Genomic DNA, 12908 nt, shown 5'->3' with positions numbered 1-12908 from the left:
CGCTCCTTCACCGCGCGGGCGCGTCGAGGGTGATGATGACCTTCACGTCGTCGGGTTCGGGGGTGAACGCCTCGTGGAACCGCGACAGCGGGACGCGGCGGGTGATGAGACCGTTCAGCCAGCCGAGATCGGCGCCCGCCAGCGCGCGGGCCGCCTCCGCGTAGTGCCCGAGGCCGGCGTTGACCGACCCGATGACCACGTCGTTCTCCAGCACGATCTCCCGGTTCAGGGTGCCCGCCTCGATGGTGATGGCCCGGCCGGCCGGGGAGACGCCGGTCAGGCAGACGACGCCGTACGACGCGGTGGCGGCGATCGCGTCGAAGACGACCTGCGCGGCCCCGGTCGCCTCGATCACCACGTCCGGCCGGACCTTCTCGACGGCGGCCGCGAGCCCGGAGGAGTGGTAGGTGGCGCCGAGCCCGGCGACGAGCCGCGGTTTGCGGCCCTCGGTCACCCGGTCCAGGACGTGGACCTCAAGGCCACGCCGCACGCCCAGCAGCGCGGCCAGCAGGCCGATCGGCCCCGCCCCGGTGACCAGCACCGTCCGCGGCTCGAACCAGGCCCGTGAACCGACCTTCTCCACCTGCTGCCACGCCTTCGCCACCACGCTGGTGGGCTCCAGCAGCACGCCGACCTCGGCCAGCGCGGGGTCGAGCCGGACCGCGTAGGAGGTCTCCACCTTCCAGTGCCGGCTCGCGTAGCCGTCGAGCTCCTTGATGCCGCGCTCGGTGTAGCGGCCGTTGCGGCACATGTCGAACTCCCCGTGCGCGCACGCGCCGCACGGCACCGGGTCGGGCCGGCGCACGACGCCCACCACGAGATCATCCGCGGCGAAGCCGGAGTCCGGGGGCGCGTGCGCGACCCGGCCCAGCGACTCGTGCCCGATGACCAGCCGCTCCCGCCCCGGCGGCGCCCACCCGTACCGGCCCGCGACGATCTCCTTGTCGGTGCCGCACACCCCGACGGCGAGTCCCTCGACGAGCAGCTCACCCGCGCCCGGCTCGGGAGCGGAGATCTCGCGCACCGCGAGCGAGCCGGCGGCGTGCGGGATGACGGTCAGTGCCTGCATCGCCTCGTCCCCTCTGTGGCGGTCCGCCGGTCGGCGTATACGCACCGTGTCACCGGCCGGACCAGCGGCGGGCGATGCCGGCCGCCGGAATCCGTCAGCACACGTCCAAGACCTCCCCATCGACCGCCGCCGGGCTGAAAATTTCAAGTCGATCCCCGAAACCTTCGGCTCGCGGAGGAAACCCGGGCAGGTGAGCGGACCAGCGCGGACGCGGCGCCCGCCGTCCCGGTCGCGGGCCGTTGACGAGCCGCTCGCCCTGGGATTGGCTCCTGCCCGAAGCCGCTACCGACGCCCACCCACGGAGCCCCTCCGACGGTGTTCGCCATCGCGCGCTCTCAAGCCATTCATGTGACGTCTTCGTCCGCCCACGGCGACGGCGCGGGAGAAGGGAACCTCCATGGCGAGGATGACACGGCGGCTGGCCGGTCTGATGGCCGGCGCGGCGTTGGTCGTGGCGGCCGTGTTCACCGGCGGGACGGCGGGCGCGGAGTCCAACGGCGGGGTGCGGGTGATGCCGCTGGGCGACTCGATCACCGACGGCTTCAACGTCCCCGGCGGATACCGCATCGATCTGTGGCAGAAGCTGGTGGCCGGCGGGTACAAGGTCGACTTCGTCGGCTCGATGTTCAACGGGCCGTCGTCCCTGGGCGACCACGACCACGAAGGTCACTCCGGCTGGACCATCGACCAGATCAACAACAACATCGTGACCTGGCTGCAGCGCTACACCCCGCGGACGATCCTGCTGCACATCGGCACCAACGACATGTACAACGCCAGTGGCGCCCCCACCCGGCTGGCCAACCTCATCGACCGCATCACCAGCACCGCGCCGAACGCCGAGCTGTTCGTGGCGACGATCATCCCGCGGAACGGCACCGAGGCGGCCGTCCGGTCGTACAACTCGGCCATCCCCGGCATCGTGCAGACCCGGGCCAACGCCGGCCGCCACGTGCACCTGGTCGACATGTTCAGCGCGGTGACCACCTCCGACCTCGCCGACGGCATCCACCCCAACGCGACCGGCTACGGCAAGATGGCCACCGCCTGGTACAACGCGCTGCGCACGGTGCCCGGCAGCATCGACGGCGGCACTCCCACCCCCACGCCCACTCCCACCCCGACGCCGACCCCCACTCCCACGCCGACGCCCACCCCGACCCCGACGCCCACTCCCACGCCGAACCCGGGCGGCGGGTGCGCCGCGACGTACCAGACGGTGAACAGCTGGGGCGGCGGGTTCCAGGCCGAGGTGACCGTGCGCAACAACGGCACGGCCGCCCTCAACGGGTGGACGGTCCGCATGACGCTGCCCTCCGGGCAGAGCATCACCAACATCTGGAACGGGGTCAACACCGGCACCAGCGGCGCCGTCAGCGTCACGAACGCCTCCTACAACGGCACCCTGGCGGCGGGCGGCACCACGACGTTCGGCTACCTCGCCAACGGCACCGCCGCCACCCCCGCCGCCATCACCTGCGCCACCCCCTGACCCACCGGCCTCCAGCCGGCGAGTCCTCCGCGCCGTGTGCCCCGCCTGACGGCGGGGTGCACGGCGGTCCCATCTGAGGGGCCGGTCGATCCCGATCGAGCACTTCACGCCGCCTGACACGGTCGGCGACCTCCGCCGTGGCCGCGTGCGACGGCCATAGGCGGGCGAGATCCTACGGGGCGAGGGGCAGGGCCCGCTGATCTCCGGTGGCCCGGTCAGATGTCGCCCGCGAAAGTGTCGCAGCGTGCGGGGGCGCCGGTCGTGTAGCCGGTGGTGAACCACCGGACCCGCTGCTCGGCGCTGCCGTGCGTCCATCCCTCCGGGTCCACCCGGCCCTGCGAGCGCTCCTGGATCCGGTCGTCGCCGACCGCCGCGGCGGCGTCCAGCGCCTCCTGGATGTCGGCCTTGGTGAAGGGCTTCTCGTAGAAGCCGGTGTCCACGGCGTTCTTCGCCCACACCCCGGCGTAGCAGTCGGCCTGCAGCTCCAGGCGGACCGAGGCGCTGCCCGCCCCCTGCCGGTCGCCGCCCACCCGCCGGGTGGTGCCGATCAGGTTCTGCACGTGGTGGCCGTACTCGTGGGCGATGACGTACGCCTGGGCGAACGGCCCGCCCTTGGCGCCGAACCGCCGCTCCAGATCGGTGAAGAAGCCGAGATCGAGGTACACCCGGCGGTCGGCCGGGCAGTAGAAGGGCCCGACCGCCGAGCTCGCCTGGCCGCATCCCGTGTTCACGCCTCCGGTGAACAGCACCGTCCTGGCGTTCTGGTACGGCTCCTTGCCGCGCTCGGTGAAGGCGGATCGCCAGTACCTTTGGACACTGTTGACCACGCCGACCACCCGGCACTTCTCCGACTGGTCGGCGTCGGCGCCCTTCTTGCACTCGGTGCTCAGATCGGACGCCGGCGCTCGGCGTTCGGACGGCGCGACGTCGCCGGAGCCGAGCAGCCGGCTCGGATCGACCCCCGTGAACAGCGCCACGACCAGCGCCACCAGCCCGATGACCCCGCCGCCGATCGCGATCGGGCCACCGGGGAAGCCGCCGCCGCCCCGGTCCTCCACCTGTGATGCGTCCAGATCTACGTCATCGCGGAAATCCACCTGCGTCGCTACCTTTCCACCCGGCCGTCACGTCCATTGTCGCCGCGATCAGGGGCTACGGAGAGTCATCCGGCCAGAGACGGCCGGTCATGCGCGTGCCCGGTCGATGATGATCGCAGCGGAGTGGCGATGGGGGCGATGGACAGGTAGGCCTTCAGTCGAGCGTGCGCTTTTTTCAGGAAATCAAGCGGACCATTACCTGAAACTTCCATGTACTCATCGGAGGTCTCTGCCTTCCCTCACTGCATCACTGATGGCGTGAGACATGTCATGACCTGGAGATTCGGCACCCGAGTCCCGTACTCATGATGCGGCGATGGCGCGATTCCCCTCCCTGCACTGATCGGATGTATTGACGGAGATGGCTGAGCTGCATAGCTTCCCTATCAGGAAAATTCCGCCTCGATATCGAAAAATTTTCTGGTAGCCGGGCCGAGCCAATCGGAGCGGGAGCCACCTCTGGACCTCGGACGTTAGCGCTCACATGAGTCTCGAGGCACGCCGCCGCTTGGCCGCCGCCGCGGTCAAGCTCCCACCCCCAGGAGGATCGCGTTGCATTCCCCCTTACCGTCGCGCAGGAGAACCTTGCTCGCCGCGATCGCCGCCGCGCTGATGATGGTGTCGGCGGCGCTGACATGGGCGGCGCCGGCGTCGGCGGCGGCGTCGGCGTTGGTCAGCGCCGCCTCGGGCCGGTGCCTGAATGTGGCGGGAAACACCGACGCGACGGGCACCGCCCTGCAGATCTGGGACTGCAACGGGCAGGCCGGCCAGGCGTTCGAGTTCACCTCGGCCGGTGAACTGCGTACGTTCAACGGCACGCGGTGCGTGGACGCCAACGCCGCAGGAACCTCGCCCGGCACGAAGGTCATCATCTGGTCGTGCAACGGGCAGAACAACCAGAAGTGGCGGCAGAACGCCGACGGGTCGGTCACCGGCGTGCAGTCGGGCCTGTGCCTGGACGTGAACGCCAACGGCACGGCCAACGGGACCGCGGTCATCCTGTGGACCTGTAGCGGCCAGCCCAACCAGAAGTGGAGCACCGCCGGAGGCCCCAGCCCGACGCCGACCGTGACCCCCACCCCCACGCCGTCCGTGTCACCCACCCCGACACCGTCGACCAGCCCGTCGCCCGGCGGGAACGCACGGCAGAAGGTCAACTTCAACCGAGGATGGAAGTTCATCCGCTCGGATGTGGCCGGGGCCCAGAACCCCGACTTCGACGACTCGCGGTGGGTCCCCGTGGCGCTGCCCCACGATTTCGTCGCCCCCTACGACGTGGGCGGCTCGGCCGGGGGCCAGAACTTCTACACGGGTGCGGGCTGGTACCGCAAGCACTTCACCGTTCCCTCGTCCTGGAACGGCAAGCGCGTCGAACTCGAGTCCGAGGGCGCGTTCTCGGTCACCGATGTGTGGGTCAACGGCACCAAGATCGGCACGCACCGGGGCGGCTTCACCGGATTCGCCTTCGACATCACCACCTCCCTCCGCACCGGTGACAACGAGATATCCATCCGCGTGGACAACCGCTGGCAGCCGGACCTCGCCCCCCGGACCGGCGACCACCAGTTCAGCGGCGGCCTCTACCGCGACGTCTCCCTGAACGTCACCGACAACGTGCACGTCACCTGGTACGGCACCTTCGTCACCACCCCCGCGCTCACCAACCCGACGTGGGACACGAGCAACGCCGCGTACTACCGGAACATCGACCTGTCGCAGTACCCGAGCGAGACCGACCTGCGTGCGAACATCTCCGCCCGCCGTTCCAACGTGCGAGCGCAGACCGAGGTCCGCAACGACGGCTCCGCCGCGGTCGACGTCTACGCACGCCAGGAGGTGCGCAGGCAGGGGGCGAACACCGTGCTGGCGACCTTCAACTCGCCCGTGCGTACGCTCGGCGCCGCGGCCACGACCACGCTCGACGCGCTGAGCGGCTCCCTCACCAACACCTCCGCCATGCTGCAGGGCCTCGACCTGTGGGCGCCGAACAACCCCGCGCTCTACACCGTGACCACCTCACTGGTGATCGACCGCACTCCGGACGGCGTCGTCAACGACGGCACGGTCGTGGACGGCTACGACACCACGTTCGGCTTCCGCAGCGCACAGTGGAAGGTGGGCGGCTTCTACCTCAACGGCGTCAAGACGCTGCTCGTCGGCGCCGACGTACACCAGGACCACGGCGGCTGGGCCAACGCCGTCCCCAACTCCGGCTTCGACCGCGACGTCCGCCAGATCCGCGAAGCCGGCATGAACTTCATCCGCGGGTCGCACTACCCGCACGACCCGTCCTTCGCGGACGCCACCGACAAGCTCGGCGTCATGTTCTGGTCGGAGGCCACCTTCTGGGCGACCGCGACCGCCGGCAAGGAACCCACGCCGACCGGCACCGTCAACGACTACCAGGCGGACGGCTACCCGCAGAAGGCGGCCAACCAGGCGGCCTTCGAGCAGAGCGCCATGGACGGCCTCCGCGACATGATCCGGGTCAACCGCAACCACCCCTCGATCATCACCTGGTCCATGGGCAACGAGGTGTTCTTCACCTCCTCCTCCACTCTGGCCAACGCCAAGGCGCTGGTGAGCAAGATGCGCGACTACTCCCACCAGCTCGACCCGACGCGCAAGGCGGCGATGGGCGGCGTGCAGCGCAGCTCGCTCGACCAGCTCTCGGTCTGTGACGTCGCCGGCTACAACGGCGACGGCGGGAAGATCACCAACACCTGGATGCCGAACGTCGTCTCGGAGTACGGGAGCTACACCTCCGACCGGCCCGGTACGTACAACCCGACGTACGGCGACGTCAAGGACCCGGCCGACGGCACCAAGTACAAGCTCACCACCGGAAGCGCGGGCCTCGCCATCTGGGCGGGCTTCGACCACGGCACGATCTTCGGCGCCACCTACGCCCGGATGGGCATGATCGACTTCTACCGGCTGCCGAAGGACCAGTGGTACTGGTACCGGGCCAACAAATCGAGGTGGTCGGGCATCACCAACATCGCCGACCCCACCCAGGTGGCCCGCGAACAGGCCACGAGCGGAGCGGCGACCCGGATGACCCTGGAGGCCGGCAAGAACTCCTCGACCACCATCACCAACGACGGCACCACGGACACCCAGCTCGTGGTGACGATGCGGAACTCCTCGGGCGCCTGGGTCAACGACACCCGCAACGTCACGCTCACCGTCACCAGCGGCCCGGGCATCCTCCCTGGCGGCAAGTCGTACACCTTCACCCCGAACGTCTCGGCGTTCAACGGCAAGATGGCGATCGAGTTCCACTCCTACTACGCCGGCACCACCACCATCACCGCGAAGTCCGCGGGCCTGCCCGACGCCACCATCACCATCACCACCACCGACGCGGTCGGAGCACCAAGCGAAACCGAACCCCCCAACTTCGGCAACGCCTCCCTCTGGAACTGACCCACCCCCGACCGGGGCGGTTGCCGCCGGCAACCGCCCCGGCTCTATGGTCGTCGGGTGCCCGCGGTGCTCCGGCCCGCCGCCTGCAAGGTCCCAGGTCGTGAAAGTTTCCGGTCCCTGGGCTCGGCCGGCTGCGTACGCGCAGGTCAGCGCGCGGGTGTCCGCCCGATGATTGACCCGGGCGCGGCCGGCGCTTTCGATGGAAACAGCCGGTAGCCTCCGTCCCCCGGAGCGTGTGATGCCCAAGCACCTGTACTCGGCACTCTCCATCGCCCTTTGCGCCGTGATCGCCGCCACGGCGCTCGTCGTGACCCGGCCTGCCGCCGCGGTCGCGGGGACGGGCGGGTTCGACTTCACCCGGGCACAGGTCGCTACCGGAGGGCTGCGGGTGCCCTGGGGCATGGCCTTCCTCCCCGACGGCAGCGCCCTCGTCTCCGAACGCGACACCGCGACCATCGCGCGGGTGCGTCCCGGCTCTTCGCCCGTACTGGTGGCCACGGTTCCGAACGTGTATCCCGGAGGTGAGGGGGGCCTGCTCGGCATCGCGCTCTCCCCCACGTTCGCGCAGGACCAGTTGGTCTACGCGTACATCAGCACCTCCTACGACAACCGGGTGGTCCGGTTCCGGCTCAGCGCTCCGCTGAACCAGCAGGCGATCCTCGCCGGCATCCCCCGGGGCCAGTACCGCAACGGCGGGCGCATCGCCTTCGGCCCCGACGGCATGCTGTACGTGGCCACGGGCGACGCAGGCTATCCCGCGTACGCCCAGAGCTCGAACCTCGCCGGCAAGATCCTGCGCATCACCCGCGACGGCGCGGTTCCCACGGACAACCCGTTCTCCGGCTCACCGGTCTACAGCTACGGCCACAGCAATGTTCAGGGGCTCGCCTGGGACGAGGCCGGTTTGCTGTACGCCACGGAATTCGGGCAGAACTCCACAGACGAGATCAACCACATCCGGCCGGGTCGCAACTACGGCTGGCCCGCCTGCGAAGGCATGTGCGGCAGCTCGAGCTATACGAACCCCCTGGTGACCTGGAACGATAGCGAGGCGTCCCCCAGCGGCCTGGCGTACGCCAACGGCACGCTGTTCGCCGCGGCCCTCGCCGGTAAGCGTCTGTGGACGGTGCCGGTCAGCGGCGGCAACAGGGTGGGCACTCCGGTGGCCGAGCTGCAGGGAAAGGTGGGCCGACTGCGTACCGTGGCGGTCGGTCCGGACTGCTGGCTCTGGGTGGCGACGAGCAACCGCGACGGCAGGGGGACGGTGGGCCCCGGCGACGACTTGATCATCCGGATCCCGCCCGTAGGCCCATCCTGCCCATCGCCCTCACCGTCCGGCCCGGGGGTCTCCCCGTCGCCCAGCCCGTCGCCGGGCGGCCCTCCGCCGTGCCCCTCGCCGGCACCCAGCCCCTCCCCGTCGCCGACACCCACCCCGTCACCGTCACCGTTACCGTCACCGACACCGACACCGACACCGAGCCCGTCACCGTCGCCGACCGCCAGCCCGTCAGTGTCCCCCAGCGTCTTCCCTTCGCCCAGCCCTTCGCCCTCACCAAGCCCTTCACCTTCGCCTAGCCCCTCACCTTCGCCCAGCCCTTCACCGTGCCCCTCGCCAACGCCCAGCCCTTCACCATCGCCGACACCTAGCCCGTCACCGTCGCCGACACCCAGCCCCTCGCCGACACCCAGCCCTTCACCGACACCCAGTCCCTCGCCGTCCACGGGTACACCCTCCTGCGAAGCGACGATCCGGTTCGTTCTCCAGTACACGACGGCCTCCTGGGGCGAACTGACGGTACGCAACACAGGGACATCGCCCATCACCTCATGGACCGTCGCCTTCACGGTTCCCAGCGGACTGACCTACCTGCAGTGGAACGGCTACAACCCGCCAGGATCCCCGGTGATCATGACCCAGAACGGCGTACTGCCGCCGGGCAATTCGGTGACGGTGAAATTCGCGGTCGGCTGGTCCGGCGGCAATGTCGCGACTCCGTCGCCCATCACCTGCACGGCCAGATAACGCCTCGGCCAGCAGATCAAGGCGGACTGGGCGGGCGGCCCTGGACTCTCGCCGGCCTCCCGCGCTACCTGCCCGGATGGTCCGGCACCGGCTGTCTGTGGCTGGACGAGCACGGCCGGCTCCGGCCCGGTGTGCGCTTACCCAGTCAGGTGCGCAGCACGGCCGCCGAGCGGGTGCTGGCGCCATCCCCGCGTGCGCGGGGAGCACCGGACGAGCGGCTTGGCCTTGGTGTTCCGGCGGGACCATCCCCGCGTGCGCGGGGAGCACCGCATGGTTGCGGCGTCCGGTTTGAGGCTGCCGGGACCATCCCCGCGTGCGCGGGGAGCACAGTGGCTGACCTGCGGCGTTATCCGACGCAGGGGCGGGAATTCCTCACTTTTCAAAAACTGGACATTTCGGACTGTTTCTGGGGTGATTGGGCTTTGTGTGGAAGGGGTTACTGTACTTACCTGCTCGGGGGTTGCCCGCCCCACGCCCGGCGACTGGGCTGCGCGGCGGATTGGAGCGTTGGGTAGCCCTTGGTGACAGCGCTGCGGCCAAGGGCTACCTTGTCGCGGGAGGGTCGGCGTCAGAAGTCGAACTCGCCCTTCTTGGCTCCGTCGATGAAGGCGTCCCACACGCTCGCGCTCACTACGAACGGAGCCTTCTCCGGAGCTTCGGTGTCGCGCAGTCCGACCCGCCCCCCGGACAGTGGCGCCACCTCCAGGCAGTCACCGCCGTTGGATGCGCTTCTCGTTGCTTTGCGCCAGGCCGCGGTCGCAAGTTCTTCGCTCAACTCCATGCCACTATCGCCTCTCTGATCCGATCGATGGAGACATGCTGGGGATGTGCTTCGATCCGTATGGTGTCGTACCGGTTGTGGATGGCTTCGACCTCTTCGGCGTGATTCGTAACATACCCATGCGTCGCGGACTCGATATAGACCGTGTCTGAGCGTCCCGGCAGTTGTGCGATGACAAAGCCCCCAGCGATCCCGGTGGTGCCACCCAGCGCCATCGGCACCACCTGGATGCTGATGCGCGGGGACTCCACTGCTTCTAGCAGCCTCTCCAACTGCCGTCGCATGACCGTTCTGCCACCGATCGGGCGCAGTAGAACGCACTCATCGATCACCACCCAGAGAATGGGCGGCGTGGGGCGCGCGAAGATCGCCTGACGCTCCATGCGAGCTTGAAGCTTCTTGGTCACCTCATCCTCGGATATGTGCGGCTCACCACGGATGACAGCGCGGGCATACTCCTCAATTTGGAGTAGTCCGGGAACCACCAGCGGCTGCCACGTACGAATCGTGTGCGCTTGCTGTTCGACATCCAACCAGCCATGGAACCAGGGTGGGCTCGCTTCTCGTGTGAGAAGCGGCCACAAGCGGATCAGGTCACCGTTCAAGGCTAGTGCTTCGTCGCAGCGCTCCACGAAGTCGCGGCTGGGGAAGCGCTTCGCCCTCTCCACGAAGCCGACCAGACTGGCACTGAAGTTGATTTTGTCCGCTAGGTCCTCCTGTGACATATCAACTTTTTGTCGATATCTCCGCAGCTCGGAACCGAAGAATGCGAGAGGGCCGGCGTTTGGGTGAAGCTCGGCTGGAGCAGGCACGCTTCCTCCATCAGCGGTGGTCATACATCGATCACACACCAATTGGACGTCGCCTAATACGAAAAGCGTCCTCAGGGTGTCCTGTCGTCGGACTGCAAAAGGTAGCCGGTCGGGAGCAGGCTGTGAAGGGCTTCGGTCAAAGGTGCTGCCATTGCTGTGACGCACTCGTATATGGGGCGTAAGAGCGTTGGCTGGCGTGAGGAATAGCGGGACATGTCCGGATAAGGAGGTGTGGATTAGTGATCGATTGCTTTGGCTGGTGCCTCTTCCTACTGGTGGGCGGCCTGCCGATGGGAACAATTTTTTCGCCCGCCGGTAAGCCATGCCGGATGACCTACTTCCGCGGGACAGCCACCGTGCGACAGCGCCCGAATTGCCGCTCCACCAGCCACCCGTACGGTGCCGATCGCCCTTGCCTCAGCACGAGGCAGGGGCGCGCCCGGACTTGGTCGACCATGGCGGCGAGCCCCCGACCAGACATAGGCGTCGCTCTGAATCTCAGCGCGGGCTGACAGCCCAGATACCCGTACCACCGCACCTAGCACTGTCCGCCCTGCCTGGACACCCAGGCAGGGCGGACGCGAACTGACCCCGTAGATGAAGCGGGGCTCGCCTCGGCAGTGGAGGCCGGGCAAGCCCCTTGACCGGACTCTGGAGGTCCGATCCGATGCAGAACCCTAGTCGAGGATGCCCGCCGAGCAGGGGAGTCCGTGCGATCCGCGTCCGCTGGCACGCCGGCGAGCCGCCGATGCCGCTCGGCTGTCGCTGGTGCGGGCACCCGCCGTACGCGCACGAGGCGGTGAGCCTTCCGCACCGTCCGCGCCACGAGTGGGAACAGCCCACCGCCGCCCAGGTCCAGGCCCGGATGGCCGCACGACGGCGTCTCGGCCTGTCCGGCCCGCCGATTCCACGGCGGCCGGTACGCCCGATCCTGCCGCCGGATACACGGACATCCGCCTCCTGGCCGGACACTCGGATGTCCACTCCGTCGCCGGGCATTCGGACGCCCGCCTCGCGGTCGGATACCCGGACGTCCGCGCCGCGCGGCATTCGGACCGTCGGCCCGTCGCGGCGTCTCGTGGTCCCGTCCGCCGGGGGCGATACGGCTCGGCCCGGCGGTGCCGTATACGACGGAGGCCCGCAAGAGCACAGCGTCGTCGCCGGACCGGCTGGACGGCACCGGCTTTTGGAGCCAGTGGGAGCGGCGGGCGGGGCGGTGGGGCAGACACGAGCTTCGGGCACGCGGGGTGTGCGGGGCGGACGGCATCGGCGGCGTACGGAGGTGGGCGGGTGAGCGAAGGGCCGAGCACTTCCGCACGCGGGCGGCACCGGCCGGGAACGCCACCCACGACTGTCGCCCCTCGGCGGTGGGATACGGCTGAGCGGGCAGCCGCCCAGCAGTTGGACCAGTTGGAGCCCACTTGGGCGGTCTGGTACGGCGTGGGCTCGCGGCGGTTCTACGCCGCCGCGACCTGGCCGGTGCCGTGGCCATTACTCGTCCAGGCGGTCACCGTCGGCGAGCTGCGCGAGGTGATGCGGGAGGCCGAGCAGTGCCTGATCTACGAGTCACCTGCCAAGTGCCCTACCGGCCGGGTAAGTGGCCGGGCCGATTCATTCCCCGAGGCCCGTCCAGGCCCTTCGATGATCGATGGAGTACCGATGCCCGAGATGCGGGACGGCGGTCTGCGTACCGTCTGCTGGGACGTTCCCCACGACCTGTCCGTGATCGGCAAGATGCGGGGCATGGTGAGGGAGGTCCTCGGCGCGTGGGATCTGGCCGAGCTCACCGATGACGTGGTGCTCGCCGTCGCGGAGCTACTCGCCAACGCCGTTGGCCACGGCGCGCCCCCGATCCGGCTGTCGCTGTGGCTCAGCGGCGGCGATTTCTGCGTGCGGGTCACCGACCACGGCCCCGAGCAGCCGCGTTATCTGGAGCTGGACCTGGAGGCCGTCCACGGTCGCGGCCTGGCCATCGTCGCGGCCCTCGCCACCGACACCGGTGTCACCTCGCTTCCGGATGGCCTCGGCAAGACCATCTGGGCCCGCTGGCGCCTGCCCGACCACCATTCCAGGAGCCCGGTGCCTAGGTGACCAGTCGCGCAGGAGACACGGTGCTCGGTGACCTGGCGGTGTCAGACATCCCTGGACGTTGAATGTCAAGCGGCGAGGTCGTGGTTGCGGTGTGACCATGCGGTTGCCTGGTCG

At 69.1% G+C, this 12908-nt stretch carries 9 protein-coding genes; 4 read left to right on the top strand and 5 right to left on the bottom strand.

Annotated elements, in window-relative coordinates; translation table 11 throughout:
• Window positions 1-7 precede the first annotated feature (7 nt).
• Window positions 8-1069, bottom strand: a complete 1062-nt coding sequence (locus IEY93_RS31670) for a glucose 1-dehydrogenase (RefSeq protein ID WP_189166836.1) — start codon at window positions 1067-1069, stop codon at window positions 8-10.
• A 397-nt stretch (window positions 1070-1466) separates the two neighbouring features.
• Here IEY93_RS31670 and IEY93_RS31665 point away from each other — a divergent pair, with 397 nt between their 5' ends.
• The gene (locus IEY93_RS31665; protein WP_229691645.1) at window positions 1467-2561 is read left to right on the top strand and encodes a cellulose binding domain-containing protein; all 1095 of its coding nucleotides are present in this window, start codon (window positions 1467-1469) and stop codon (window positions 2559-2561) included.
• 215 nt (window positions 2562-2776) lie between these two features.
• Here the strand turns inward: IEY93_RS31665 and ypfJ are convergent, their stop codons facing one another.
• Together ypfJ and IEY93_RS38785 are read right to left on the bottom strand one after the other, a co-directional pair.
• Window positions 2777-3658: a KPN_02809 family neutral zinc metallopeptidase gene (ypfJ, locus tag IEY93_RS31660; protein ID WP_189166835.1), complete on the bottom strand. Its 882-nt coding sequence runs from the start codon at window positions 3656-3658 to the stop codon at window positions 2777-2779.
• Between the two features lie 524 nt (window positions 3659-4182).
• Window positions 4183-4374, bottom strand: coding sequence for a hypothetical protein (locus IEY93_RS38785; RefSeq protein WP_229691644.1), 192 nt, complete (start codon window positions 4372-4374; stop codon window positions 4183-4185).
• On the opposite strand from IEY93_RS38785, the gene IEY93_RS31655 reads away from it, so the two are divergent.
• Both IEY93_RS31655 and IEY93_RS31650 read left to right on the top strand, forming a co-directional pair.
• Window positions 4361-7087: a ricin-type beta-trefoil lectin domain protein gene (locus IEY93_RS31655; RefSeq protein ID WP_229691643.1), complete on the top strand. Its 2727-nt coding sequence runs from the start codon at window positions 4361-4363 to the stop codon at window positions 7085-7087. The two genes, IEY93_RS38785 and IEY93_RS31655, sit on opposite strands and share 14 nt — an antisense overlap.
• Window positions 7088-7325: 238 nt before the next feature.
• Window positions 7326-9110: a PQQ-dependent sugar dehydrogenase gene (locus tag IEY93_RS31650; protein ID WP_189166833.1), complete on the top strand. Its 1785-nt coding sequence runs from the start codon at window positions 7326-7328 to the stop codon at window positions 9108-9110.
• Window positions 9111-9678: 568 nt separating this feature from the next.
• Here the strand turns inward: IEY93_RS31650 and IEY93_RS31645 are convergent.
• Window positions 9679-9891, bottom strand: a complete 213-nt coding sequence (locus tag IEY93_RS31645) for a DUF397 domain-containing protein (protein ID WP_189166832.1) — start codon at window positions 9889-9891, stop codon at window positions 9679-9681.
• A complete protein-coding gene (locus tag IEY93_RS31640) occupies window positions 9882-10727 on the bottom strand; it encodes a helix-turn-helix domain-containing protein (protein ID WP_189166831.1) in 846 nt (281 codons plus the stop codon). Before IEY93_RS31640 ends, IEY93_RS31645 begins: the two co-directional genes overlap by 10 nt.
• A 1377-nt stretch (window positions 10728-12104) precedes the next feature.
• On the opposite strand from IEY93_RS31640, the gene IEY93_RS31635 reads away from it, so the two are divergent.
• Entirely contained in the window at window positions 12105-12794 is a 690-nt protein-coding gene (locus IEY93_RS31635; RefSeq protein WP_229691642.1) for an ATP-binding protein, read from the top strand.
• Window positions 12795-12908: the final 114 nt, after the last annotated feature.

It is taken from the genome of Sphaerisporangium melleum, from assembly GCF_014646695.1.
Taxonomy (GTDB): domain Bacteria; phylum Actinomycetota; class Actinomycetes; order Streptosporangiales; family Streptosporangiaceae; genus Sphaerisporangium; species Sphaerisporangium melleum.
Note: the sequence above shows the minus strand (reverse complement) of the source record. Positions and strands in the feature narration are given on the sequence as shown.